Source organism: Rugamonas rubra, assembly GCF_900114705.1.
Lineage (GTDB): Bacteria > Pseudomonadota > Gammaproteobacteria > Burkholderiales > Burkholderiaceae_D > Rugamonas > Rugamonas rubra.
In genome coordinates, this window is sequence record NZ_FOTW01000013.1 from 55802 (window position 1) to 79350 (window position 23549).

The 23549-nt window shown below is 70.2% G+C and carries 24 protein-coding genes; 13 read left to right on the plus strand and 11 right to left on the minus strand.

Going from position 1 to position 23549, the window contains the following annotated elements; genetic code table 11:
- Positions 1 to 41: 41 nt before the first annotated feature.
- The 9 genes from BM252_RS14435 to BM252_RS14475 all read right to left on the minus strand — a co-directional run bounded on the left by BM252_RS14435 (position 42) and on the right by BM252_RS14475 (position 11422).
- Positions 42 to 263: a hypothetical protein gene (locus BM252_RS14435; RefSeq protein WP_093388371.1), complete on the minus strand. Its 222-nt coding sequence runs from the start codon at positions 261 to 263 to the stop codon at positions 42 to 44.
- 126 nt (positions 264 to 389) lie between these two features.
- Positions 390 to 1538 carry a VWA domain-containing protein gene (locus BM252_RS14440; RefSeq protein ID WP_093388372.1) on the minus strand — a complete coding sequence of 383 codons (1149 nt, stop codon included), beginning with the start codon at positions 1536 to 1538 and terminating at the stop codon, positions 390 to 392.
- Complete coding sequence (locus BM252_RS14445; protein WP_093388373.1) at positions 1535 to 3754, minus strand: DUF5682 family protein; 2220 nt, start codon at positions 3752 to 3754, stop codon at positions 1535 to 1537. Before BM252_RS14445 ends, BM252_RS14440 begins: the two co-directional genes overlap by 4 nt.
- Positions 3755 to 3788: 34 nt before the next feature.
- Positions 3789 to 4883, minus strand: coding sequence for an ATP-binding protein (locus tag BM252_RS14450; RefSeq protein WP_093388374.1), 1095 nt, complete (start codon positions 4881 to 4883; stop codon positions 3789 to 3791).
- Complete coding sequence (locus BM252_RS14455) at positions 4880 to 6550, minus strand: DUF5691 domain-containing protein (RefSeq protein WP_093388375.1); 1671 nt, start codon at positions 6548 to 6550, stop codon at positions 4880 to 4882. The genes BM252_RS14450 and BM252_RS14455 overlap by 4 nt, the downstream gene beginning before the upstream one ends.
- Complete coding sequence (locus BM252_RS14460; RefSeq protein ID WP_174900533.1) at positions 6547 to 7920, minus strand: SWIM zinc finger family protein; 1374 nt, start codon at positions 7918 to 7920, stop codon at positions 6547 to 6549. Before BM252_RS14460 ends, BM252_RS14455 begins: the two co-directional genes overlap by 4 nt.
- 131 nt (positions 7921 to 8051) lie before the next feature.
- A complete protein-coding gene (locus BM252_RS14465; protein WP_093388377.1) occupies positions 8052 to 8498 on the minus strand; it encodes an SRPBCC family protein in 447 nt (148 codons plus the stop codon).
- Between the two features lie 117 nt (positions 8499 to 8615).
- On the minus strand, positions 8616 to 10382 hold the full coding sequence (locus BM252_RS14470; protein ID WP_093388378.1) for a DUF885 domain-containing protein: 1767 nt from the start codon (positions 10380 to 10382) through the stop codon (positions 8616 to 8618).
- A gap of 116 nt (positions 10383 to 10498) precedes the next feature.
- Complete coding sequence (locus tag BM252_RS14475) at positions 10499 to 11422, minus strand: Crp/Fnr family transcriptional regulator (RefSeq protein ID WP_093388503.1); 924 nt, start codon at positions 11420 to 11422, stop codon at positions 10499 to 10501.
- A gap of 261 nt (positions 11423 to 11683) precedes the next feature.
- Here BM252_RS14475 and BM252_RS14480 point away from each other — a divergent pair, with 261 nt between their 5' ends.
- The 3 genes from BM252_RS14480 to BM252_RS14490 all read left to right on the plus strand — a co-directional run bounded on the left by BM252_RS14480 (position 11684) and on the right by BM252_RS14490 (position 15036).
- Entirely contained in the window at positions 11684 to 13063 is a 1380-nt protein-coding gene (locus tag BM252_RS14480) for a hybrid sensor histidine kinase/response regulator (protein ID WP_245774259.1), read from the plus strand.
- Positions 13064 to 13174: 111 nt separating this feature from the next.
- The gene (locus BM252_RS14485; RefSeq protein WP_139236499.1) at positions 13175 to 13579 is read left to right on the plus strand and encodes a hypothetical protein; all 405 of its coding nucleotides are present in this window, start codon (positions 13175 to 13177) and stop codon (positions 13577 to 13579) included.
- Positions 13576 to 15036 (plus strand): ATPase domain-containing protein, encoded by a 1461-nt coding sequence (locus BM252_RS14490; RefSeq protein WP_093388381.1) that lies wholly within the window; start codon positions 13576 to 13578, stop codon positions 15034 to 15036. The genes BM252_RS14485 and BM252_RS14490 overlap by 4 nt, the downstream gene beginning before the upstream one ends.
- 15 nt (positions 15037 to 15051) lie before the next feature.
- Here the strand turns inward: BM252_RS14490 and BM252_RS30140 are convergent, their stop codons facing one another.
- Positions 15052 to 15243, minus strand: coding sequence for a hypothetical protein (locus BM252_RS30140; RefSeq protein ID WP_139236501.1), 192 nt, complete (start codon positions 15241 to 15243; stop codon positions 15052 to 15054).
- Positions 15244 to 15549: 306 nt separating this feature from the next.
- On the opposite strand from BM252_RS30140, the gene BM252_RS14495 reads away from it, so the two are divergent.
- Positions 15550 to 17184 (plus strand): putative bifunctional diguanylate cyclase/phosphodiesterase, encoded by a 1635-nt coding sequence (locus tag BM252_RS14495; protein WP_217429913.1) that lies wholly within the window; start codon positions 15550 to 15552, stop codon positions 17182 to 17184.
- A gap of 52 nt (positions 17185 to 17236) precedes the next feature.
- Positions 17237 to 17437, plus strand: coding sequence for a hypothetical protein (locus BM252_RS14500; RefSeq protein ID WP_093388382.1), 201 nt, complete (start codon positions 17237 to 17239; stop codon positions 17435 to 17437).
- Positions 17438 to 17452: 15 nt separating this feature from the next.
- Here BM252_RS14500 and BM252_RS14505 read toward each other — a convergent pair whose 3' ends face one another.
- The gene (locus tag BM252_RS14505; RefSeq protein WP_245774260.1) at positions 17453 to 18133 is read right to left on the minus strand and encodes a LexA family transcriptional regulator; all 681 of its coding nucleotides are present in this window, start codon (positions 18131 to 18133) and stop codon (positions 17453 to 17455) included.
- 167 nt (positions 18134 to 18300) lie between these two features.
- Here BM252_RS14505 and BM252_RS14510 point away from each other — a divergent pair, with 167 nt between their 5' ends.
- The 8 genes from BM252_RS14510 (at position 18301) to BM252_RS14540 (ending at position 23547) form a co-directional block, all read left to right on the plus strand.
- A complete protein-coding gene (locus BM252_RS14510) occupies positions 18301 to 19002 on the plus strand; it encodes a hypothetical protein (RefSeq protein WP_245774261.1) in 702 nt (233 codons plus the stop codon).
- Positions 19003 to 19251: 249 nt separating this feature from the next.
- Positions 19252 to 19785, plus strand: a complete 534-nt coding sequence (locus BM252_RS14515; RefSeq protein ID WP_093388383.1) for a hypothetical protein — start codon at positions 19252 to 19254, stop codon at positions 19783 to 19785.
- A 9-nt stretch (positions 19786 to 19794) separates the two neighbouring features.
- Positions 19795 to 20391, plus strand: coding sequence for a phage baseplate assembly protein V (locus BM252_RS14520; RefSeq protein ID WP_093388384.1), 597 nt, complete (start codon positions 19795 to 19797; stop codon positions 20389 to 20391).
- A gap of 185 nt (positions 20392 to 20576) precedes the next feature.
- On the plus strand, positions 20577 to 20771 hold the full coding sequence (locus BM252_RS30150; RefSeq protein ID WP_139236503.1) for a hypothetical protein: 195 nt from the start codon (positions 20577 to 20579) through the stop codon (positions 20769 to 20771).
- Positions 20772 to 20788: 17 nt separating this feature from the next.
- A complete protein-coding gene (locus BM252_RS14525) occupies positions 20789 to 21106 on the plus strand; it encodes a GPW/gp25 family protein (RefSeq protein WP_425442318.1) in 318 nt (105 codons plus the stop codon).
- Complete coding sequence (locus BM252_RS14530; protein WP_093388386.1) at positions 21103 to 21933, plus strand: baseplate J/gp47 family protein; 831 nt, start codon at positions 21103 to 21105, stop codon at positions 21931 to 21933. The genes BM252_RS14525 and BM252_RS14530 overlap by 4 nt, the downstream gene beginning before the upstream one ends.
- Complete coding sequence (locus BM252_RS14535; RefSeq protein ID WP_093388387.1) at positions 21927 to 23060, plus strand: phage tail protein; 1134 nt, start codon at positions 21927 to 21929, stop codon at positions 23058 to 23060. Before BM252_RS14530 ends, BM252_RS14535 begins: the two co-directional genes overlap by 7 nt.
- A gap of 1 nt (position 23061) precedes the next feature.
- Entirely contained in the window at positions 23062 to 23547 is a 486-nt protein-coding gene (locus tag BM252_RS14540; protein WP_093388388.1) for a hypothetical protein, read from the plus strand.
- Positions 23548 to 23549 lie beyond the last annotated feature (2 nt).

Consider the following 23549-nt stretch of genomic DNA (forward strand, 5'->3'; position numbering starts at 1 on the left):
TCAATTTCCGTCAGTAGTGAGCACCGACTTGCGACGCTGGGCTAGCGGTTCTTGCCGCCCACGCCCAGCAGCACCACGCCGCCGACGATGGCGGCGATGCCGGCCCACAGGGGAATGTTGACGGTTTCCTTTTCCTGCACCGACAACTCGAGCGGGCCGAGCTTCAGCGCGGTGGTGTCTTTGGTGTAGCTGAAGCCGCCGTACACCAGGCCCAGCGTGCCGGCCGCGATGAGCAGGGCGCCAATAATTTTGATCGGGTTCATTTGTCTGTTCCTAGAGGTGGGGGACTTGGTTGCCGCTTGACGGGGCAAAAGTAATTTCCCATTGGAACATAAAATGCCGTTTTGGGGCCGCGCGATTGGCGTGGCGCGCCGGGCGGGTGCGTCTGGTCATGCGGCGACGGCGATGTCGTTCTGCGCCGCCCACGCCGCCATGTCCTGCTTCTTGATCGCCGCCGCCATCAAATCCGGAAACTTGTCCGGCGTGCAGGCGAAGCAGGGGATGCCCATGGCGGCGAACTGGGCGGCGTGGCGGTGGTCGTAGCTGGGTGCACCGTGGTCGTCGAGCGCCAGCAGGGCGATCATCTGCACGCCGCTGTCGACCATGGCGCGGGCGCGCGCCAGCATCTGCTTGGCGTTGCCGCCCTCGTAGAGGTCGCTGATGAGCACGAAGATGGTCTCCTGCGGCCGCTTGACCAGGCCCTGGCAGTAGGCCAGCGCCTGGTCTATGTCGGTGCCGCCGCCCAACTGGGTGCCGAACAAGACCTCGACCGGATCGGCCAGCAGCGGCGTGAGGTCGACCACGGCGGTGTCGAACACCACCACTTGCGTGCTGACCGACTTGATCGACGCCAGCACGGCGGCGAACACGCTGGCGTACACCACCGACGGCGCCATCGAGCCGCTCTGGTCGACGCACAGCACGATGTCGCGCAGGCTTTGGCTCTTGCGCGCGAAGCCGACGCGCCGCTCGGCGATGATGGTCTGGTAGTCGGCCTGGTAGTGGCGCAGGTTGGCGCGGATGGTGCGCAGCCAGTCGATTTCGTTGTGGCGCGGCCGGTGGTTCCTGGCGGCGCGGTTCAGGCTGCCGCTGACGGCCTGGCGCAGCGGGCTGCCCAGCTTGCGTTCGAGTTGTTCGACGACGCCGCGCACCACCTGGCGCGCGGTGTCCTTGGTCTTGCTCGGCATCAGGCGGTTGAGCGAGAGCAGGGTGGCGACCAGGTGCACGTCGGCCTGCACGCTGCGCAGCATCTCCGGTTCGAGCAGCATCTGTTGCAAGCCCAGCCGTTCCATCGCGTCCTGCTGCATCACCTGCACCACGCTGGCGGGGAAGTACTCGCGGATGTCGCCCAGCCAGCGCGCCACGTTGGGCGCCGAGCCGTGCAGGCTGCCGCGGCCGTCCTGCCGGTCGTACAGCGCGCCCAGCGTGCGTTCGAGCGGGACGTCGGCCGGCGCCAGCGGCAGGTTGTCCGCCTCGCTGCCCAGCATCAGGCGCCAGCGCCGTCGCAGCGCGGCCTGGTCGGTTTCTTGCGTGCTCATGCCAGTTCCTCTTTCGGTTGCATATCGCCCAGCAGGCGGCTCAGGATGGGCAGCAGCAGGACGGCGCGCGCCTCGTCGGTGTGCTGGGCGGGGGCCGGCGCCGCCAGCGCCAGCGCCGCGCCGCCGTGCTCGACGCGCTGGCCGAGCTGGCGCCGCTCGGCCGGCTCGAAGGTGGCGAAGGTGCGCCGCAGCAGCGGCAGCAATTCGGTGAAGGTCTCCTCGCGCAGGCCGGCGACCCACTCGTCGAGGATGTGCCACAGCGCGTCGTTGACCAGCAGCAGCGTGCCGCTGCCGTGCAGGAAGCCCTCCAGCCACTCTGCGCTGGCGAGCGGATTGACCGGGTTGGTGCAGGCCAGCGACAGCGCCCGCGCGCTTTGCTCGACGCTCCAGTGCTCCTGTTCGAACAGGATGCGCACGGCGCGTCCGGCGATCAGGGCGTGCGCCTGCAGCTGCACGCATTGCTCAAGGGCGGCCAGCCAGGCCTCCCGGTGGGCGGCCCGCTGCAACAGGGCGATGGCCTGGTCGGCCTGGATCATATGGCCCAGCAGGAGGCGGGCGGCCTCCTCGTTGATGCCGCGCGCCGCCGTCGGCAGGGCGATGCAGGCGCGCTGCACCAGCCCGTCCAGGACGGCGCCGACGCTGGCGGTGTCGGTGCCGCGCACGTTGCCGTAGCGCAGGACGTTGGCCAGCGGCGCCAGCGCCTCGAGCAGCACGCCGGCGTCCTGGGTGCCGGCGGCCAGCGCCTGCATGCGCGCCATCAGCACCGGCACGGCGTCGCGCGCGTCGGCTAGCAGCATCCTGTCGACCAGCCGGGTCAGCTCCGGCAGCTGCCCGGTCTGCTGGGACTGGTGGCACAGATGGGCGTTGCAGGCGATCTCCAGCGTGGCGCCCCAGACGTTCGCTTCGATGAGCCTGAGTTCGAACTCGGGTTCCCAGGCCAGTTGCCACGACTCGTGGAAGGTGCCGCTCTTGCCGCGCACGGTGAGCGTCTTGCCCCAGCCGATGCCGAGCAGGGCGAGGCGGTGCAGGAAGGTGCTCTTCTCAAGTTGCTTGGGCTGGCGCAGGTCCAGATTCAGTTCGACCTGGTCGGCGAGCGGCACCATCCGGTGGCGCTTTTGCAGCTCCTTCACGTTCTGCGACAGGGGCAGGGTGGGTGTGTCGGCCGGCACGCCGCCGAGGCGGTCGTTGACCAGCAGCTCGCGCTCGATCAGGCGCAGCGGCGCGTCGCTGTCGCCGAACAACACGCTTTGCAGCGCGTCGAGCAGCTCGCCCAGGCCGGCGCGCGAACGCTCGCGCAGGCTCGCCAGGGTGTCGGCCAGGCGCAGCGCCTCGATCACCTGGGCCGACGAGGCGTCCAGGCCGTGCTTGCGCAACAGGCGCACCGCGTCGGTCAGCCAGTGCGCCGCCGCCTTGTGCGGCGTGTGCCACAAATGGTGGTACCAGCCGGGCGCCTGCACGCCGGCGCCGTAGCCGCTGCCGGCGCTGAGGCGGCCGTAGGTCCACGGCGTCCAGGTGGCGGCGACCTTGGCCTTGGGCAGCTCGCTGAGCAGGTCCTTGTCGTGCTTGGCGGTCGGCATGGCGCGCAGCGCCGGCACGTGCCAGGCGCCGCACACCACGGCGATCCTCTGGTGGCCCTGCTTGACGCCTAGGCGAATCATTTGGCGCATGTGGGCCTCGCGCAGGGCCTCCTCCGGCGCCAGCGGCTGGGCCAGTTCCTCGCGCGCCACCGTCATCATTTCCTCGATGGCGGTGAACAGTTCGAGGCCGTCCTGGCGTTGCTCGACCAGGTGGTCCCACCAGGTTTCCGTGTCGGCGAAGCCGGCCGCCTGCGCCAGGCCGGCCAGCATGTCGCCGGCTTGCGCCACCTGCGCCTGCGCCTGCTCCGCGTAGGTCATCTCGCGCGCCAGCACGTGGGCTTGCGGCAGGTCGATGAAGCGGGTCGGCACGCCGTGCTGCTGGCCGTGCATGATGGCCAGCCACTCCGGCGAATAATCGGCGAACGGGTAGTAGACGGCGTGCTGCGGCATGGCCGGCGCGTAGACCAGCAGCGCCACGGGCGGCCGCATGTCGCCGTGCGCGGCGAGCGGCAGCAGCTCGTTGGCCTCGGGCGGGCCTTCGATCAGGATCAGGTCCGGTTGCAGCTGCGACAGGGCCTGCGCCAGGCTGCGGGCGGAACCGGGGCCGTGGTGGCGAATGCCGAAGAGGTGGACGGTCATGGCAGCGCAGCGGGGAGGGGACGGCAGCGCCGCATCACAGCACGGCGTGGCAGGCGCGGTACAAGTCCTTCCAGCCGTCGCGTTCCTTGACCACCGTTTCCAGGTACTCGAGCATGACCAGGCGGTCCTGCACCGGGTCCTTGAGGATGGCGCCGATCATCGACGAGGCCATGTCGGCGCCGCGCAAGGTGCCGTCGCCGAAGTGGGCGGCCAGCGACATGCCGTTGGTGACGACGGAGATCGCCTCCGCCGTGCTCATGCTGGCCGACGGCGACTTGAGCTTGATCTTGCCGTCGGCCGTCTGGCCGGCGCGCAGCTCGCGGAAGATCGTCACGATGCGGCGGATCTCCTGCAGGGCCGGCTTTTCGATCGGCAGCTCGAGCGCGCGGCCCAGGCTGGCGACGCGGGTCTCGACGATGCTCACCTCCTCGTCGGCGCTGTCGGGCAGCGGCAGCACCACGGTGTTGAAGCGGCGCTTGAGCGCGCTCGACAGCTCGTTGACGCCACGGTCGCGGTCGTTGGCCGTGGCGATGATGTTGAAGCCCTTGGCCGCCTGCACGTAGTCGTCCAACTCGGGAATCGGCAGCATCTTCTCTGACAGCAGGCTGATGAAGCTGTCCTGCACCTCGGCCGGAATGCGCGTCAACTCCTCGATGCGCGCCAGTTTGCCGCTGCGCATGGCGCGCATCACCGGGCTGGGCACCACCGCCTCCATGCTCGGCCCCTTGGCCAGCAACTGGGCGTAGTTCCAGCCGTAGCGGATGGTTTCCTCGGCGGTGCCGGCGGTGCCCTGCACCACCAGCGTGGAGTTGCCGCTGATGGCGGCGGCCAGGTGCTCCGACACCCAGGACTTGGCGGTGCCGGGCACGCCCAGCAGCAGCAGGGCGCGGTCGGTGGCCAGGGTGGCCACGGCGATCTCGACGAGGCGCCGCTTGCCGATGTACTTGGGGCTGATCTCGACGCCGTTGTCGAGCGTGCCGCCGAGCAGGTAGGTGGCCACCGCCCACGGCGACAGCTCCCAGTTCGGCGGCCGCTGGCGCTGGTCCACCTCCTTGAGCGCGTTCAGTTCGTGGGCGTACTGTTGCTCGGCGTGCTGCCGCATTACCTTGCTGCTGTTTGCATTGCTCATGCGTCGTTCTCCAAAAAACTGGCGTGCATTGTGTGGCGGAAGTGCAGCGTATCCATCAGATGGTCGACCAGGGGGCGCCATTGCGGCCAGTGCGGCCAGTCGTCGCCCGGCCAGTTGCTGCGCGCGTAGGCCAGATCGGCGCAGTCGAGCACCTTGGCCAGGATGGCGAAATCGCCGCGCGAGCTGTAGTCGGGCTGCTCGTCGGCCGCCATCTGGCGCTGGCCGTGGCGCAGCAGCGCGCGCGAGATCTCGGGCGACAGCACCTTGGCGCACTGGTCGGCGCCTTGCTCGGCCCAGGCCAGGGCGTGGACATAGGCCAGCGGCTGGCTGGCCGCCTGCTCCAGCCAGCGCCGCACCACGCGCTCCTGCGCCGCCGCGGGCAGGCAGGGCAGCTCCGGCAGCAGCAGCGCGGGGATTTGCAGCTTGCTCCAGGCCAGGCCGTTGCCGCTGACGAGGGTGACGAACCAGTCGATGGCGGTCGCGTCCGGCGTGGTCTGGACGGCGCGGCCGGCCGCGTGCACCAGGCCGGTGAGCAGGGCCATGTTGAACTCCTGCGCCACCAGCACGTCGACGACCTGGTCGGGCGTCAGCTGCCAAGTGTCGCTCCAATGCGCGGGCGGCACGCAAGCCATCAGGTCGAGCAGCCAGCCGGCTTTTTCGCCCATGCCGGCGCGGCCCAGGACACCGATGCCGTCGCGCTGCATGTCCTTGTCGCAGGCGGCGGGCAGTTGCACCAGCAGTTGCGGCAAGGGCTCGCCGGTGTTGCCGCTCAACATGGCGCCGAGCCGCGCCCGCAGCCCGCTGCGGCGTTCGAGCGTGAACAGGGCGGCCAGGCGCGACTTGCAGCGCTCGCTCAATTGCGAGCCGGGCAGCGTCGCCAGCAAATGTTGCGCGGTGCCGCGCACATCCTTGCGTTTGTCGTCGAGCGCGCGCTCGAGGAAGGCTTCGTCGCGCAAGTTCAGCCCGGCAGCGAGGCAGGGCAGCAGGGCCATGCGGTGCTCGGCGGGTTCCTGCGCCCAGTCCTGCTCCAGCGCCAGCCGGGCGGCCTCGGGATCGGCCAGCCGCATCGTCCGCAGGGCGTCGCAGCGCTGGGCCAGGTTGCCCAGTTGCCAATGCCGGGCCACCGTGTCGTTGGCCTGGCCCCCAGCCGGGCCGCTGCCGCTGCCGCCGGCGCTATCGGTATCCTCATCGACGTCGACGCCGACCACCTCGGCCCAGCGCGGCTGTTGGGCCGCCAGCCAACGGCCACGCCGGCCGAGCAGCGCCGCCACGGCGGCGCGCAGGGGCGGTTTTTGCGACGCCAGGTCGAGCAAGGGCACCAGGCAGCTGTGGGGCAGCTGGCGGTTCAAGGTCTGCGCCTGGGCCAGCCAACTGCCGAGCAACTCGGGATGGATGCCGTGCAGGATGGAGAGCAGCACTTGCTCCGCCGCCCGCGAGCAGGTCGGCTCGCTCGGGCAGGCGGGCTGGGCGGACGGGGCCGGCGCGGGCGGCAGGTAGCCGGCGCGCTGCCACAGGTCGCTGGCGGCGACGGTATGCCACAGCCGCAGCTCGTCCGGCACGGCGGCCAGCAGCCCGGTCAGCGCCGTGGGCGCGCCCGCGCCGGGCGCCAGCGGCGCGCGCGACAGACCGGCCAGCAGTGTTTTGTGTAGCGTCGGCGCGAGCATCATGGGACTTGCCCGCCGTCTAGTCCGTGCAGGCGGCCGTCGACGCCGACCGCCAGCGGCAGCAGGGCGTAGCCGTTCCACAGGCCGAACACGCTCACCGGCGCGGCGCCGGCCAGCGCGTGCAGCTGCCAGGCGTGGCGGAATTGGCTGTCGACCGGCAGTTGCGTGCCATCGCTCGCGCGCAACACGAAATGCGTCGCCGGCCCGGCGGCGCGCTGCGGCACGACGTGTTCGAGCAGCATCGGGTAGGTCTCGATGAAGGGATTGACGGCCAAGGCCCGGGCATACTCGGCAAGCAGGGCGGCCATGCTCGACGGTGCCGCCGACGGGGCCGCCGGCAGCGTTGACACGAGCTGGACGTCGGCGCCGAACGCGACACGCATGGGCAGGGCGCCCGGATAAAAATGCAGCGTGCCCCTGTGGCCGGTGCCGAGCAGCAGGGGCGGCGGCAGCGCCTGGGCGCCGGCCGAAAACTGTTGCAGCACGGCCCAGCGCGCGCTGTCCCGGCCGCGCAAATAGCAGCTGCGGCGGCTGACCCTTTGCTCGTCCTGCGTATGGGTGCCGCACACCTGCCACAGGTCGTCGAGGCCGGGCTCGGCCAGCACCTCGTCCTGGTTGAGCACCCAGCCTATGCCGGTCTTGATGTCGTGTTGCAGCGCCGGCGGCAGCGTGGCCAGGCGGCGGTAGCTGTGGCTCAGCAGCGCGATCTGTGCCAGTTCGCGCGCGACCTCCAGCTCCCAACCGGCCGCGCTGGAAGCATAGACCAGCATGCCGGTGCGCCGCAGCCGGGCGGCCAAGCCGGGCGCCTGGGTGTCGACCAGGCGCGCGGCCATCGCGTCCCAGTCCTTGGCCGGTTTGGCGCGCAGACCGGCCAGGCCTTCGCGGGCCAGGTCGGCCAGCCAGGTGTCGAGCACGGCCAGGCCGGCGTCGACATTGCCCTGGCGTTTTTCCTGCCGCTTCAGTTGCTGCTGGGCCTTGGCGGCGATGTCCTCGTCCGTTTGCGCCGTGTCGGCGTTGGCCAGTTTCGCCGCCTTCTTCTCGCTGCGTTGTTCGCGGCTCTGCAGCCAGTCGCTCACCCAGGCGGGGGCGGCGCTATCGGCGAAGGCGGCGCCGTCGCGCGCGTACAGCAGATACAGTCCAAGGCCATGCTTGCAGGGGAATTTGCGGCTGGGGCAGGTGCACTTGAACGAGGGGCCGGCCAGTTCGATCTGCGCCTTGTACGGTTCCTTGCCGCTGCCTTGGCACAGCCCCCACAAGGCTTGCGCGTGGCCGCCCAAACCCGACCATTTTGCCAGGCTCGACTGGGCACTCCCCGCCTTGGCCGATGCCGGGTCGGGTGCGAGCGCAAGTATTTGATCTGCTGTCAGGGACATCGGAAGGCGGATGAATAGCGATGGCGGATTTTAGCATTTCACGGAGGAAAAAATACTCTTTAAGTATTATTGCCATTATGAAAATCATGCCACTGCCCCGGTCCGCCATCCAGTCGCCAGGATGGGGAAGCCTAGTCGGAAACCGCCGCCTCGACCAGTTGCGCCAGCAGTAGCAGCGATTCCTGCCAGCCCAGGTAGCAGGCCTCGGGCGGGATCACCTCGGGGATGCCCTCCTGCACGATGCTCAGCTCGGTGCCGCAAAAGATTTCGCGCAGGGTCAAGGTGGTCCGCATCTCCCCCGGTAGATTGGGGTCGTCGAACTGGTCGGTGTGGACGATGCGCTGGTTCGGCACCAGCTCCAGGTAGGCGCCGCCGAAGGAGTGGCTGTTGCCGCTGGTGAAGTTGGTGAACGACATCTTATAAGTGCCGCCGACCTTGGCCTCCAGGTGGTGGACCTTGCAGGTGAAGCCGTGCGGCGGCAGCCACTTGGCCAGGGCGTCGGCGTCGAGCAGGGCGCGGTAGACGCGCTCCGGTGGCGCGCGCAGCACGCGGTGGAGTCGAATGGTGTTGCTGGACATGTTGAATCTCCTTTCGCACAAGGTCGATGACGGTCACGGCTTGGTTCGTTGCGACTCTAGCATAGATCCGGCGACGGAAATCCGCCGCGCCGCGGTCGTGCCGGCGCGGCGGCCGGCCTACTTCAGCCGCGCCGGCACGAACTCCTCCATCACCGCCTTGTACAGCAGCTTGGGCGGCACCAGGCCCTGCGCCAGCACGAAGTCGTTGAAGGCCTGGCGGTCGAACTTGCCGCGCAGCGCCACCTGGGCCGCCTGGCGCGTCTCCATCAAGCGCTGGTAGCCGTAGAAGTAGGAGGTCGCCTGGCCCGGCGCGCGGAAGGTGTAGCGCTGCACCTCCTGCGTCGCCATGCCCTCGGACAGGCCGACCTCGTCCATCAGGAAGGACTTGACGTCGGCCGCCGGGATGCGGCCCAGGTTGACCATCGGGTCGAGGAAGGCGCGGGCGGCGCGCAGCATGCGGTGCTGCAGGGCGAAGAACTGGCCGTCGAGCGGCTCGTAGGGTTGCATCTCGGCCTCGGCGTACAGCGCCCAGCCCTCGACGTTGACGCTGTTGAAGGCGAACACCGCGCGCGCCGTCGAGACGCCGGCCTCGATCATCTTGGCGAACTGCAGCTCGTGGCCGGGGCGGCCCTCGTGGGCGGTCAGCGTCCAGCTGCCGGCCTGGTGGGTGAAGTCGTCGAAGCGCAGCGCCTTGCCGCTCGCGTCGGGCGGCATGCCGGTGGTCAGCACGAACTCGCCGTACTCGCCGGTGTTGCCGACCAGCCGTGGCGGGCTCATGTGCGGCGCCGGCTGGCGCGCGTTCTCCGCCTCGCTGGCCAGGCGGATCACCGCCTTGCGCTCGGGCAGGGTGACGATGCGCTGGGCGCGGATCACCTCCTCGATCTGGCCCAGGCGGTCGGCGTAGAGCGGCATCACCGCCTCCTTGGCGATCTGCTTGCTCTTCAGTTCGCGCAGCACGGCGCGGTAGTCGGCCGATGCCAGGCCCTGTTCCTTGGCGATCAGGCCGCCGGTGATGTTCATCTGGTTGCGGATCTCGGCGAAGGACACCAGCGCCTTGGAGATCAGCTGCTCCGGGTCGACGTCGGTGCCGACCTGGCGCAGGCGGTCGGCGTAGACCTCGGCCGGCAGGCGCGAGTCGGCGCGGGCGCGCGGCAGCACCTCGGCCTTGAGCGTGGCGTTGTAGGCGGTCAACTGTTGTTCCAGCGCGGAGAAACTCTTCTCCCAGCCCTTCAGCTGGCTCTTCTCCAGCAGCGACTTGATGCCGGCGACCAGGGTCGGGCCGTCGTTGATGACCTGCTCCACCTCGCCCTTGAACGGGCCGAGCAGCTTGGGGTTGGCCTTCAGGCGCTCGTGCAGGCGCTCGCGGGCCAGTTCCGTGTAGGGGCGGTAGCCTTTGCTCAGGCCGGCATATTTGTCCAGCCGCAGCAGCAGCGCCTTCTGCCGCTCCAGCGGGATGCGCGGGTCCAGCATGTCGTGCACCACGCCGTAGATGCTGCCGGTGGCGTCGATGAAGGGCAGGAAGTATTTGCGCTCCAGCGCGCTGCTGCGCAGGCCGTCCTCGGCCGAGGTGATCAAAATCTCCAGGTCCTGGCGGATCTTCGCGTCCGGTTCGGCCTTCAGGCGTTTTTTCAGTTCGGCGACCACCGTTTGCGTGCCGCGCTTCTCGTCCTCGAAGCTGTCGCGCGACAGGTCGCTGATCTTCTCGTCGTAGCCGTCGACGCCCAGGCTGCTGGCTTGTTCCGGCGCCAGCCTGGCTTTTTCCTCGAGCAGCAGCTTGGCGTTGAGGTTGCTCTTGAGCACCCAGGGCTGCTCGGCGGCGGCGGCCGGCAGGGTGAAGGCGAGGGCGACGGCGCTGCTCAGCAGCGTTTTGATCAACAGTTTCATGGGCGGCGGCTTTCAGTGGTTCCGTGAGCGGGCTGTCACGAATTGCTGAGTAGTATCGTCGTCCGGCATGCCATGGTCAAGCGCGGCGCGGCGCGGCCGCCCGGCGGCCGGCCCGCTCAGTTGCGGGCGGCGCGCCGCCGGCCTGCGCCGTCGAGCGCGTCGAGCGCGTCGAGCGCGTCGGCGTCGGCGGCCCCGGCCGGATCGGCGCCCGGCCCCGGCGCGACGCGCAGCAGCGGGATCGCCGCGCGGCTCGGCCGGGCGGCGCGGCGGTCGGGGCTGTCGGCGCGGCGGTTGGCGGCGCCGATGCGCGGCCGCCACTCGGCCGCCGCCGCCTCGTCGCGCGCCAGCAGGCGGGCGTCGTCGCGCAGCGCGCTGTAGCATTCGCAGGCGTGGCGCGCCAGCACGGCGCGGTCGAGCACGATCAGACGGCCACGGCTGAGCTCGATCGCGCCCAGTACCTGCAGCCTGCCGGCGATGTCGGTGACGCCTTCGCGGCGCACGCCGAGCGCGGCGCCGAGCGCCTCCTGGGTCACCCGCAGCTCGTTGCACGGGCCGTGGTCGAGCCGCTGCAGCAGCCAGCGGCAGAGCCGCTGCTCGGTCGAGTGGTGGCGGTTGCAGACGGCCATCTGCGCCAGCTGGCTCATCAGGTACTGCGTGTAGCGCAGCAGCAAGCGCATGACCTCGGGCCGGCGGTGGAACTCCAGCCGCAGCAGGGCGGCCGGCAGGCGGTAGGCGTCGCCGCCGGCCTGCACCACGGCGCGGCTGTGCGGGTGGGCGCCGCCCATCACGCTGGCGATGCCGAGCAGACCCTCGGTGCCGATGCTGGCCAGCTCGGAGGTGTTGCCGTTCTCCAGGATGTGCTGCACCGAGATGATCAGGCCGCTGGGAAAGTAGACATGGTTGAGCCGCGCGCCGGACTGGCACAGCACCTCGCCCTGGCGCAGCTGCACCGCCTCGAGCTGGGGGCCGAGCCGCTCGGCGGCGCCGGCCAGGATGGCGGCCAACAAGGTGTTGCGGCCGGGTGGGGGAATGGTGTTCATGCTGGCGATCTCCTTCTGCACCGCCAGCTTGGGCTGTGCCGCCAGGGCCGGTCTGTGCGGCAGCGATCATTGCGCTTCGGAATCCTATGTGCGCCAGCACACAGACCAGTGCGCCTGCCGACGGCGATGATGAAAAAACATCGCGATTTCCCCTTGTCGCGGGCGCTTTCCTGCTCTGGTGATGAGGTAAGCCGCGTTATTCCTCCTGCCCGCAGGCCGCATGCAAGACCGCTAGCATCTACTAAGTGATGGTCCAGTCCGATGAGTGAGATTTCCCCGGCCCTACCCGACGCCCCAGCCCCCGGCGCCGTCGCAACGCCGCCGTTTGAGCAGGCGGCCATGGCCGCGCTACAGGCGGCGCACGCCGGCGAGGTCGAGCAGCTGCGCGTGCTGATCGGCCAGCTGCTGGTGCAGGTCGAGTCCCTGCAGGCCGAGAAGGACAGCCGCAGCGCCCTCGAGGGCCACGTCGACCAACTGCGCGAGGCCAACCAGCACCTGGTCTGGGCCACCTTCGGCGCGCAGGACCTGCAGGCGGCGGCCGAGGGCGCCAGCCTGCGCCAGACCGAGTTCCTGTCGATGCTGGCGCACGAGCTGCGCAACCCGCTGCAGCCGATGGCCATGGCCAACGAGCTGCTCGGCCGCCTGACCGGCGCCCACGCCGAGCTGCCCCGCCTGCACGCGGTGCTGGCGCGCCAGCTCAAGCACATGGTGCGCCTGGTCGACGACCTGCTCGACGCCTCGCGCATCCAAAGCGGCAAGGTGACGCTGCAGCGCGGCCCGGTCAGCCTGGCCGACGTGCTCGACAGCGCCGTCGAGACCTGCCAGCCGATGCTGGCGCAGCGCCAGCAAGTGCTGCGGCGCGCCGGCGCGCCGGCCGACGCCTGGCTCGACGGCGACGCCGTCCGGCTGGCCCAGGTGTTCTCCAACCTGATTTTGAACGCCTCCAAGTTCTCGCCCGAGGGTAGCGCCATCGAGCTGCAGGCCGGCCGCCTGGGCGGCCGGCTCGAGGTGGCGGTCAAGGACAACGGGGTCGGCATCAGCGCCGCGCTGCAACCGTTCGTCTTCGACCTGTTCACCCAGGGTTTCCGCTCGCTCGAGCGGGCCCAGGGCGGGCTGGGCATCGGCCTGGCGCTGGTGCGCACCCTGGTCGAGATGCACGGCGGCGCGGTGCGCGTGCGCAGCGAGGGCATCGGCCTGGGCAGCGAGTTCATCGTCGAGCTGCCGCTGGCGCCGGCGCCGGCCGCTGTCGCCGCGCCCGTCGTGGCGGCGGCGCCGCCGGTGGCGCCGCTGAGCATCCTGCTGGTCGAGGACAACGTCGACGCCAGCGACACGCTGAGCCTGCTGCTGACCCAGGCCGGCCATGCCGTCACCCAGCGCTTCGACGGCGCCAGCGGCCTGGCCGCGCTGCAGGAGCGGCGCTACGACCTGGTGCTGTGCGACATCGGCCTGCCCGGCCTGGACGGCTTCGAGGTGGCGCGCCGCGCCATCGCCGCCGGCGCCGCGCCGCACTTCGTCGCCACCACCGGCTACAGCCAGCCGCAGGACCGGGCGCGCGCGCTGGCCGCCGGCTACGAGCACTATCTGATCAAGCCGGTCGACTTCGCCATGCTGGCGGAGCTGATCGCGGGGTACGCGCGGTGAGCCGGCGCGGTTTTTCCGGCGGCGGGTTGGCGCCAGGCCCGGGTTTTCCTGTACGATGCCGCCAATCCGGGCGCGCCGCGGCGACGTCGTACTGCACACACAAGTAAATCTATGGCTACTAACGAGGAACAGCGGCACCGCATGATCGAACGCCTGGTCGGCCGCCCGGCCGCCGCGCCGCTCGACGCCTGCGTGGCGCTGTGGCAGGGCCTGGCGGCGCAGCTCAGCGCCATCATCGGCCAGGGCGGCTTCGACTCGCTCTACAACCGCAGCGCCCACCTGGCGCGGCAGACCCGGCCGTGGCTGGCGCCGAGCGCCGGGCGCGACTTTTCCGCCCTGCGCGACAGCCTGGCGCAGCAGGACGCGCAGCAAGCCGGCGAGGCCTGTAGCGCCCTGCTGATTTTTTTTACCGACACACTGATCTTGTTGATCGGCGAGCTCTTGATGACCAGCATTCTTCGTGCGGCCTGGGGTGACGACGCTGTGAATACTGCTGGCAAGGAACCGCAACCATGAGTAGCAAAGTAAACATCCAACGCCTGCCCACCGGGGTGCCGGGACTCGACGACCTGCTCGGCGGCGGCATCCCCGAGTTCTCCTTCAACCTGCTGGCCGGCACGCCGGGCAGCGGCAAGACGACGATGGCGCACCAGATCATGTTCGCCCTGGCCAACCCGCAGCGGCGCGCGCTGTTCTTCACCGTGCTGGGCGAGCCGCCGCTGAAGATGCTGCGCTACCAGCAGCAGTTCCCCTTCTTCGACATCGACAAGCTGAACCAGTCGATCAAGTTCGTCAACCTGGCCGCCGACCTGCTCGAAGGCGACTTCGACCGCGTACTCGAGCGCATCGCCGACGAGGTGGCCGCCTTCGCCCCCAGCCTGGTGTTCGTCGACTCGTTCCGCTCGGTGGTGCAGTCGGCCCGCGACCACGAGGACGGCGCCCAGGGCCTGCAGCGCTTCGTCCAACACCTGGGCATGCAGATGACCAGCTGGCTGGCCACCACCTTCCTGATCGGCGAGTACCTGGCGCCGGAGGCCGAGTCCAGCCCCGTCTTCACGGTGGCCGACGGCATCATCTGGATGTCGCAACTGGTCCACCGCGACGCCCTGGTGCGCAAGATCCAGGTGGTCAAGATGCGCGGCCAGTCGCAGAGGCTGGGCGTGCACACCTTCCGCATCAACGACGACGGCGTCGAGGTGTTCCCGCGCGCGGTGGTGCGGCAGAGCGCGACGGGCGGCGTCGTCATCGACGGCGGCCAGCGCCTGTCGATGGGCGTGGCCGAGCTCGACGCGATGATGGGCGGCGGCCTGCCGGCCGGCTACTCGCTGTTGGTGGTGGGCCCGTCCGGCTCGGGCAAGACGGTGCTGGCCACCCAGTTCCTGGCCGAGGGCGTGCGGGCCGGCGAGGCCGGCGTCATCGCCGCCTTCGAGAAGAGCCCGAACCAGATGCTCAGCTACCAGCTCAAGGGCATGGTGGCCAGCGGCAAGGTCGGCGTCATCGACACGCGCACGCTCGACCTGTCGCTCGACGAGATTTTGCACGACCTGGTGGCGATGATCGAGCGGATGGGCGCCAAGCGGGTGGTGATCGACTCGCTGTCGGGCTTCGAGCTGGCGCTGGCGGCGGTGTTCCGCGAGGATTTCCGCGAGTCCTTGTACCGGATGATCGCCGTGCTCACCGGCATGGGCGTGACGGTGCTGATGACGGCCGAGCTGGAGGACCGCTACGACATGCTGCGCTTCAGCTCCTACGGCAACGCCTTCCTGGCCGACGGCATCGTCATGCAGCGCTACGTCGAGCTCGACGGCCAGTTCCGCCGCGTGCTGTCGGTGGTCAAGATGCGCGGCAGCGCGCACAGCAAGGACATCCGTTTCTTCGACATCGGCGCCGACCGGATCAACATCGGCGCCGCGCTGAGCGAGTACCAGGGCGTGTTGTCGGGCCACCCGGTGCGCGACGACAAGGCGTGCTGAGCGGCGGCCAGGCCGTCAAGCGCCGCGGCGGCGCGGCGCCGGCGCCGGCGGCGTAACGCTGGCCGGCGCGGCCGCGACGACGGTGAAGCGGGCCGTGGCGTAGGAAGGCCGCCCGGGCCCGCAGTCGCCCAGCTCGAGCACGAGGACGTGGGTGGTGCCGGCGGCGCCGGGCGGCGGGGCCGGCGGCAAGTGGATTGTCGGTTTCATGGTGGCTTCCTCATGGCGGGTTCCGGTGGTGGCGCGGGTGGCGGGGGGGCGGACGGCCGCAGGGCGCCGTCGAACCATGCTACGCGGCCGCCGCCGCGCTCACCGTGTGGCAGCGCACAGAGGCCGGCGCCATGTGGCGGCGCCGCCGCGCGGCGCAGGGCTGCGTCTGCTGGCCCACAGAAGGAAGCGGCAAACTGCCGCATTGTGTAGCGATGGCCGACTTCGGCTCCACCCAGGGAGAACCATGATGCGCACACCAACACAGCACAGCGGCAGCGCCGCGCAGCACCGAGCGGCGGTCCGGGCGTGACGCATCGACGCCGCAGCCGCCGGCCGCCGGCCGCGCCGGCGCAGGCGCAGGCGCAGGCGCAGACGGCCGAGTCGGCGCCGGCCGACGCCACGCCGCCCTGGCGCGGCCGCGAGCTGCTGCTGCTGGCGCGCGAGCGCCAGGTGCTTGAGCGCGAGCGCGCCGCCGACGCGCACGCGCGCGGCTCCCGTCCGGCGCGCCGCCACTCCGCCCTGTCCGCCGCGCAGATCGCCATGCTGCAGCAGGCCAACGCCAACCTGGTGATCGCCTCGATGGAGGCGGTCACCCTGACCGAGCAGGTGCAGCAGGCGCGCAACGCGCTGCTGCACCAGACCCACCACGACGCCCTGACCGGCCTGCCCAACCGGGTGCTGCTGCGCGACCGCCTGCGCCAGGCCATCGAGCTGGCCGGCCGCGGCCGGCGCCGGCTGGCCGTGATGTTCCTCGACCTGGACCGCTTCAAGACCATCAACGACTCGCTCGGCCACGGTGTCGGCGACCTGCTGCTGCAACTGGTGGCGCGCCGCTTGGTCGGCTTTGTGCGGCGCTCCGACACCGTCAGCAGGCAGGGCGGCGACGAGTTTGTGCTGATGTTCCCCGAGATCGAACAGGCCGACGACGCCGGCCTGTTCGCCCAGAAGATCCTGCTGGCGATGGCCGCCCCCCACTTGGTCGAGCACCACGCGCTGCATGTCGGCGTGAGCATCGGCATCGGCATCTATCCCGACGACGGCGCCGACGCCGACAGCCTGATCCGCCACGCCGACACCGCCATGTACCACGCCAAGGAAAACGGCCGCAACACCTACTGCTTCTTCGAGCCGGCGATGAACACGCGCGCCGTGCTGCGCCAGTCGACCGAGGCCAGCCTGCGCCTGGCGCTGGCGCGCCAGGAGTTCGTGTTGCACTACCAGCCGAAGATCGACCTGGCCAGCGGCACGGTGGTGGGCGTCGAGGCGCTGGTGCGCTGGCAGCACCCGCAGCGCGGCCTGCTGGCGCCGGCCGAGTTCGTCCCGATCGCCGAGGAGTGCGGCCTGATCCTGCCGCTCGGCCGCTGGGTGCTGCGCCAGGCCTGCTGGCAGGCGCAGGACTGGCACCTGGCCGGCTGGCCGCCGATGACGATGGCGGTCAACGCATCGCCGCTCGAGTTCGGCGCCAGCGACTTCGTCGAGCATCTGCGCAGCACCCTGGCCGAGACAGGGCTGGCGCCGGGTCGCCTGGAGATCGAGCTCACCGAGGGGGTGCTGATGCGGGACGCCAGCGTTTCCGGCGGCGTGCTGCAGGCCGTCGCCGAGCTCGGCGTCAAGCTGGCGATCGACGACTTCGGCACCGGCTATTCCAGCCTGAGCTACCTGAGCCAGTTCCCCATCCACACGCTGAAGATCGACCAGTCCTTCGTCAGCCAGATCGGCGCCAGCGCGGCCGACGCCACCATCGTCAGCGCCGTCATCGGCATGGGCAAGAGCCTGCGCAAGCGGGTCATCGCCGAGGGCGTGGAGACGGCCGCGCAGTGCGCCTTCCTGCGCCACCACGACTGCGACGAGGGGCAGGGCTTCCTGTTCGGCCGGCCGATGACGGCCGACGCCATCGCGCTGTTGTTGCGGGCCGGCCCAAGACCGTGCGAATTGTTGTAACCCACACATTTTTGACGTACAGTGAAAAGACACACCGACAGGAGGCGGCGCAATGACAGACACCACGACGGCGCCGGTTTGGCTGGGCGTTTTCCTGTTCCGCCTGCCCACCGCCGCACGCCGCGCCCAGGCCCAGGCCTGGATCGAGACCCATCCGGTCGACGTCGGCCACTTCAAGGCCTGTTTTCCGGAGGCCGAGTCGCTCACCGTGCTCGACGCGCTCGGCGCCGGCGCCAGGGGCGACGCCGGGTAGGCGGCGCCGGCCGCCCTAGATGCGGTCGCTTTCCTTGCGCACGATGCGGCCGATGATGATGCAGTCGTTGCCACGGCAGACCTTGCGGTGGTATTTGCGCTGGTCCGGGTTGTCCGAGGTCAGCCACCATTCGCCGGCGTCGCGCGACAGGCGCTTGACCACCGGCTCGCCCTCGTAGTTGACGGCGAACACGGCGCCGTCGACCGGCTTGGCGTCGGCGGTGTTGATGATCACCAGGTCGTCCTCGTACAGCGACGGTTCCATGCTCTCGCCGCGCACCTTGATGCCGATCAGGCGTTCGGGAATGAAGCCGTTGCGGTCGGCCCAGTTGCGCGGCACGCTGAACATGCTGCCGTCGTGCGTCTCCGGCTCGACGCTGAAGCCGCTGATGCCGGCCGACAGGCGCAGCTTGACCTTCTGGATCTGGTAGAAGCGGGCGTCGTCCTCCTGCGCCACCACCACCGGCAGGAAGGCGGACGGCGCCGTGGCGGGCTGGCCGGACGTGGCGCGCGCGCGCGGTGCTATGCCCTCGTGCAGCCAGTCGAAGGCGACGTTGCAGGCGGCCGCCAACTGCACCAGCGTGTGGGCCTCCGGACCGCGCTTGCCGACCCCCTTGAGTATGCGGTTGATGGTCGGCTGCGGCACGCCGGAGGCGCGCGACAACGCGCTCTGCGATTCGAAGCCGGCCTGTTTCATGGCCGCGTCCAGTCTGCTTGAAATATCCATAATGAATTATACATCCGCGTATAGTTTGCAGTGAATTTCTATCCATTTGCGTATTGATCCTGTATTCATTCTCGTATATATTGTGTGAAATGGCAAGTTTTACAGTGGCAGGAACACAGCGAAAGGCGGGTAGGGACATGGGAAACATGAAAACGATGGCGATGGCGGCAACGGCGGCGGGAATCATCAAAGAACAGGAGTATCGGGACGCGATCTTCAGCAGCGCCGGGCAGGCGGTGCACGTGGCCTACATGATCATGGCGCAGGACGCGCAGCAGGACGCGCCGCTGCGCAAGGCGCTGATGCGCATCATGGAGGCGGCCGGCAGCCTGGCCGAGCCGCAGCGCGAGTGGCTCGAGCAGCTGCGCGGCAGCGCGTCGAAGCGGGTCAACTTCGCCGGGCTCAGCCCGTTGGAGGTGCGCGCCCAGTGCGCGCTGATCGTCCACGCCGTGGCGCACAAGCTGCCGCGCACCGAGATGTGGGCCTTGCAGGCGAAGTACGGCCACACCGACGTGGAGGACGCCGCCGGCGTGCGCCGCTACGCCTTCTCGGCCGAGCGCATCGCCGCGATCAAGGGCTTGTCGGACTGGATGGCGCCGTCCTTCCCGGCCATCCAGCCGTTCGCGCTGGACTGCATGGTCGGCAAGCTGTACGCCAACCACAAGAGGATCGAGATCAGCTTCCGCGAGCTGGCCAAGTCCTTCGGCGGCAACCATATGACGTATGCGCGCGGCTTCGAGAAGATCAAGCAGCGCCTGCACGAGCTGGAGCTGGTGGCGCTGGACCGGCTGGAGCCGTATTTGCGCGAGCAGGGCGTGGTCGGGGAAATTTTTTTATAGTTTGTCGAAAATAGTGGTTGACAAGGTGTTACAGAGGGTATAAAGTTTAGTCATTCTCGCAGTAATAGCAACCGAAGCCCGCCCAAGCGGGCTTTGTCGTTTCTGCGGAAAACAGACGATTTCCCCACAACCCGCCCGGCCGCGCAGCCCGGCGGGTTTTTTTTCACCCCAAAGCAAAGGCCGGGGTCGGACCCGCAGGGTCCGACCCCGATCGACGCCGTTGGGTTTCATCGTGATAGAGGACGCAAGATGAGCGACAAGCTTGAATCGATAGAACAACTGCACGAGGCGATCCGCAGCGGCCTGGCGGCGCGCCTGGCCGGCGTGCCGACGGTGCTGCACTACCCGCCGTCCGAGGCGGCGCTGGCGCTGCCGGCGCTGCTGGTCGAGCTGGCCGAACTGCGCCCGGGGCGCGATCCTGGCACCGGCGAGACCGGCATGGTCGGCCGCTTCGTCGCCCGCCTGATCGTCGACGCGGCCGGCGCCAAGGCGGCGCTGGCGCTGCGCGAACTGGCGGCGCGGCTGGTGCTGGTGCTCAAGCACCAGAACTGGGGCCTGCCGGTCGGCATGGCGCAATGGCTGCAGGCCGGCGCCGGCGCCACGGCCGCCGCCGGCCGCCTCGAATGGCAGCTGGAGTGGAGCCACGAGTTCGAACTGGGCGCGCCGATCTGGCCCTACCCGGACAGCACGAACACCCAGCTGATGCTGGGCCTGGACCCGGAAACGGGCATCGGCAAGAAGGCCCGCTACTGGCCGGCCGGCGACGTCCCCCCCAACCTGTAGGAGGCGGCGATGGACTATCCGATAGTCGAGTTGGACCGCCGCCTGGCGGCGCTGATCCAGGCCGGCAGCATCGCCGAGGTCGACCACGCGGCGGCGCGCTGCCGCATCCGCGTCGGCCAGTGGACCTCGGCGCTGCTGCCCTGGCACTCGTTGGCGGCGGGGCAGGTGCGCCACTGGCGCGCGCCGTCGGTGGGCGAGCAGGCGCTGCTCATCGCGCCGTCCGGCGAGCCGGCGGCCGGTTTCATCCTGCCCGGCTTCTACTCCGAGCCGCACGGCCAGGCCGGCGAGCGGCGCGCCAGGGTGCTCAGCTGGCGCATGCCCGACGGCTGCCTGATCGAGTACGACTGGGAGGCCGGCGCGCTGCAGGTCAGCGGCAGCAAGAAGGTCAGCGTCGACAACGCCGAGACGGTCAGCATCGTCTCCGGCGGCCAGGTCACGCTGCAATGCCCGGCCTTGGTGGTGGACTGCGCCTCGACCACCTTCAAGGGCAGGGTGAGCGTGGAGGGCGGCGTCAGCGTCAAGGGCAACCTGGGCGTGGACGGCAACGTCGACGCCGCCGGCGCGGTGATGGACTCGGGTGGCAACAGTAACCACCACAAGCATTGATTGAGCCGAATCGTGTCGGCGGCCCGAGCAGCCGACCACGGGCGAAGTCCCGGCGGCGGAGCCCAGGGTCAGACCCTAGGGTCTGACCCTAAATTGCGCCGGCGGGTAATCCGCCGACACGCGCGACCAGTATTCCCCCCCCCAACATGCCCGCCGACGCGGGCATTTTTTTTAAGGAGTCAACCATGGCAAGAGCCAGCAACAAGATCCCCGTCGTGTTCCGCGACATCGCCTTCCAGAGCCGCAGCATCTTCCTGCCGGACGGCACCCAGCACCGCGTCCACAACGGCCACCTGACGGCGGCCAGCGCCGGCCTGATCGCCCACCTCGACCAGCACGCCGAGTTCGAGCGGGTGCCGGTCGTGCGCGCGGCGGCATAGCCATGGCGCTCGTCGGCATGGATCGGCACACCGGCCAGCCGATCACTGGGAGCGCGCACCTGCTGCAAAGCGTGCGCGATATTTTGACCACGCCGCTGGGCAGCCGGCGCGAGCGGCCGGACTACGGCTCGACCCTGCCGCGCATGGTCGACTTGCCCGTCACGCCGGGCTGGAAGTCCTCGCTGCAGGCCGAGGTGGCGCGCGCCCTGGGGCGCTGGGAACCGCGCCTGAAGCTGCGGGCGGTGGCGGTCGAGTCGGTGCTCGACGGCAGCGTGGCGCTGCGCCTGAGCGGCGACTACCTGGGCGAGGCGATGATATTGGAGGTGAAGACATGAGCACCATAGACCTGAGCCAGCTGGCGCCGCCGGACATGGTGGAGCCGCTCGACTTCGAGCAGATCTACCAGGACATGCTGGCGGCCTTTCGCGGCCAGATGGGCGATGGCTGGAACGCCGCGCTCGAATCGGACCCGGTGGTCAAGCTGCTGCAGCTGGCGGCCTACCGCGAGCTGCAGATCCGCGCCCGCATCAACGACGCGGCGCGCGCCAGCCTGCTGGCCTTCGCCGAGGGCGCCGACCTGGACCACGCCGCCGCCTTCTACAACGTGCGCCGCCTGGCTGAGGAGAGCGACGAGCGGCTGCGCCTGCGCACCCAGCTGCGCACCGCCGCGCTGGCCGGCAACGGCACGCCGGAGCAGTACCGCCTGGCGGCGCTGTCGGCCAGCCCGCTGGTGCACGACGCCGGCATGATGGCGGCGCCGCCGGGCAGCGTGGCGCTGGCGCTGTGGCCGCAGGACGGCGCCGACGGCGCGGCGGTGCTGGCGGCGGTGCAGGCGGCCTTCGCGGCGGACGACGCCAAGCCGCTCGGCATCCCGCTGTCGATCGCGCTGGCCCAGGCCCGCCCGCTCGACGTGGCCGCCACCGTCTACCGCGAGGCCAGCGCGCCGCTGGATCTGGCGGCGCAGCTGCAGGCTGCGCTGCCGGCGCAGATCGCCGACTACGCCCGCCTGGGGCGCGACGTGTCCGGCTCCTGGCTGGCCGGACGCCTGCACGTGGCCGGCGTCTCGCGTATCGAGCTGCACGGCGCCGGCATCACGGTGGCGCCGCACGAGTACGCGGTGGCCGGCAGCATCCGCATCGACGACGGCGGTGTCGCATGGTAGCGCTGGCCGATAGCGCCCGGCTGTTGCCGCCCAACGCCACCACGCTGGAACGGGCGCTGGCGCGGGCGGCGCCGCGCGCCGCGCTCGACGCGCTGGCCGACGTGCCGGCCGGGCTGCGCCGGCCGCAGGCAAGTTCCGGCGCGCTGGCGCCGTGGCTGGCGGCCGAGTGGCAGCTGGCCGAGTTCGCGCCCTATTTCGACAGCACGGCGGCGCTGATCGAGGCCGGCCTGCCGTGGCTGCGCCAGCGCGGCACGGCCGCCTCGGTCAAGCGGGCCTTGTCCTGGCTGGGCTACCGGGCCACGCTGGAGGAGGAGGGGCCGTGGCTGCAGATCGACCCCGGCGACGCCTACGCCCAGCTGCGCGTCGACGCGGTGGCGCAGCTGGTGCGCGCCTCGCTGCCGGCCCACGCCCGCTTGTACCGCATGTACCACGGCTACGACCTGCGCCCGCTGCGGCTGGACGGCGGCCGCCTCGACGACGCCCTGCTCGACGACGACTCCGGCGTGCTGGTCGACGGCGTCAAGCTGTCGTTCGCGGCGCGCCGCGCCGGCCTGGCCGAGCCGCCGGGCGGGGTGCCCGGCCACGCCCGCACCGACACGCTGTCGGCCATCGTGCCCTACGACGACCGCATGATGCTCGACACCTGGCTGCTCGACAGCGAGTTGATCGCCGACGGCCGCTTCATCATGGGCCAGCTGGTCACCGGCACCACGGCCGACACGGCGGCCACGCCGGCCACGCTGACGGCGCACCGCACGCTGGCGCTGTCGCAGCTTCTGCTGGACGGCGACGAGAGCGCGCTGGACGACATCAACGGCCAGCTCGGCGGCGGCATGACGGTGGTGGAGCGCAGCTTCGTGCTCGACGGCGAACGGCTCGACAGCCACGACCTGGGCCTGCGCCGCATCGTCATCGACCGCTTCGACATCGACGCGCGGGCGGCCCTGGCGCCGGCATTGCAACTGCCGCTGGCCGGTTTCGACCGGCTGGCGCGCCACGCCCTCTTCAGCGGCACGGCCGGCGTTTATGAGACGCCGACCAGGGCCGCCGGCTGGAGCGGCAACTGGAGTGCGCGCCGCTGGCGCGTCACGATTCCTTCGACCATCACTTTTCACAATGGAGCTTGATATGGCAGTTTTACAAGACGACGGCCGCGCGGCGCTGGCCGAGGCGGTGAAGTCCCGCCCGATCCACCTGGCCTGGGGTTCGGGCGACCCGGCCTGGGACAACGGCGGCACGGCGCCCGAGCCGAAGAACGCCGCCGCGCTGGTGGCCGAGGTGGGCCGCCGCGTCGCCACCGAGGCGCGCTTCGTCGCGCCGGACCCGGCCGGCGAGGTGTCGGTGGTCAGCGGCCGCTACACCTTCAGCGAGACGCCGACCAAGTGGCTGCTGGTGCGCTTCGTGTTCGACTTCCTCGACGCCCCGGCGGCCCAGCTGCGCGAGGTCGGCATCTTCCTCGGCACGGTGGTCAAGCCGGAGCTGCCGCCAGGCCAGCGCTACTTCGTCGCGGCCGACCTGCTCAGCCCCGGCAAGCTGTACGCGCTGGAGCGCTTCGACAAGACCACGCGCAGCCCCTCCATCCGCCAGACCTTCGAATACGTACTGCCTTTCTGAAC

What these genes read in the sequence shown, in the direction of transcription:
- BM252_RS14435 (WP_093388371.1), bottom strand. Translation starts at nt 263, where the DNA reads ATGAACCCGATCAAAATTATTGGCGCCCTGCTCATCGCGGCCGGCACG.
- BM252_RS14440 (WP_093388372.1), bottom strand. Translation starts at nt 1,538, where the DNA reads ATGAGCACGCAAGAAACCGACCAGGCCGCGCTGCGACGGCGCTGGCGC.
- BM252_RS14445 (WP_093388373.1), bottom strand. Translation starts at nt 3,754, where the DNA reads ATGACCGTCCACCTCTTCGGCATTCGCCACCACGGCCCCGGTTCCGCC.
- BM252_RS14450 (WP_093388374.1), bottom strand. Translation starts at nt 4,883, where the DNA reads ATGAGCAATGCAAACAGCAGCAAGGTAATGCGGCAGCACGCCGAGCAA.
- BM252_RS14455 (WP_093388375.1), bottom strand. Translation starts at nt 6,550, where the DNA reads ATGATGCTCGCGCCGACGCTACACAAAACACTGCTGGCCGGTCTGTCG.
- BM252_RS14460 (WP_174900533.1), bottom strand. Translation starts at nt 7,920, where the DNA reads ATGTCCCTGACAGCAGATCAAATACTTGCGCTCGCACCCGACCCGGCA.
- BM252_RS14465 (WP_093388377.1), bottom strand. Translation starts at nt 8,498, where the DNA reads ATGTCCAGCAACACCATTCGACTCCACCGCGTGCTGCGCGCGCCACCG.
- BM252_RS14470 (WP_093388378.1), bottom strand. Translation starts at nt 10,382, where the DNA reads ATGAAACTGTTGATCAAAACGCTGCTGAGCAGCGCCGTCGCCCTCGCC.
- BM252_RS14475 (WP_093388503.1), bottom strand. Translation starts at nt 11,422, where the DNA reads ATGAACACCATTCCCCCACCCGGCCGCAACACCTTGTTGGCCGCCATC.
- BM252_RS14480 (WP_245774259.1), top strand. Translation starts at nt 11,684, where the DNA reads ATGAGTGAGATTTCCCCGGCCCTACCCGACGCCCCAGCCCCCGGCGCC.
- BM252_RS14485 (WP_139236499.1), top strand. Translation starts at nt 13,175, where the DNA reads ATGGCTACTAACGAGGAACAGCGGCACCGCATGATCGAACGCCTGGTC.
- BM252_RS14490 (WP_093388381.1), top strand. Translation starts at nt 13,576, where the DNA reads ATGAGTAGCAAAGTAAACATCCAACGCCTGCCCACCGGGGTGCCGGGA.
- BM252_RS30140 (WP_139236501.1), bottom strand. Translation starts at nt 15,243, where the DNA reads ATGAAACCGACAATCCACTTGCCGCCGGCCCCGCCGCCCGGCGCCGCC.
- BM252_RS14500 (WP_093388382.1), top strand. Translation starts at nt 17,237, where the DNA reads ATGACAGACACCACGACGGCGCCGGTTTGGCTGGGCGTTTTCCTGTTC.
- BM252_RS14505 (WP_245774260.1), bottom strand. Translation starts at nt 18,133, where the DNA reads ATGAAACAGGCCGGCTTCGAATCGCAGAGCGCGTTGTCGCGCGCCTCC.
- BM252_RS14510 (WP_245774261.1), top strand. Translation starts at nt 18,301, where the DNA reads ATGGGAAACATGAAAACGATGGCGATGGCGGCAACGGCGGCGGGAATC.
- BM252_RS14515 (WP_093388383.1), top strand. Translation starts at nt 19,252, where the DNA reads ATGAGCGACAAGCTTGAATCGATAGAACAACTGCACGAGGCGATCCGC.
- BM252_RS14520 (WP_093388384.1), top strand. Translation starts at nt 19,795, where the DNA reads ATGGACTATCCGATAGTCGAGTTGGACCGCCGCCTGGCGGCGCTGATC.
- BM252_RS30150 (WP_139236503.1), top strand. Translation starts at nt 20,577, where the DNA reads ATGGCAAGAGCCAGCAACAAGATCCCCGTCGTGTTCCGCGACATCGCC.
- BM252_RS14525 (WP_425442318.1), top strand. Translation starts at nt 20,789, where the DNA reads ATGGATCGGCACACCGGCCAGCCGATCACTGGGAGCGCGCACCTGCTG.
- BM252_RS14530 (WP_093388386.1), top strand. Translation starts at nt 21,103, where the DNA reads ATGAGCACCATAGACCTGAGCCAGCTGGCGCCGCCGGACATGGTGGAG.
- BM252_RS14535 (WP_093388387.1), top strand. Translation starts at nt 21,927, where the DNA reads ATGGTAGCGCTGGCCGATAGCGCCCGGCTGTTGCCGCCCAACGCCACC.
- BM252_RS14540 (WP_093388388.1), top strand. Translation starts at nt 23,062, where the DNA reads ATGGCAGTTTTACAAGACGACGGCCGCGCGGCGCTGGCCGAGGCGGTG.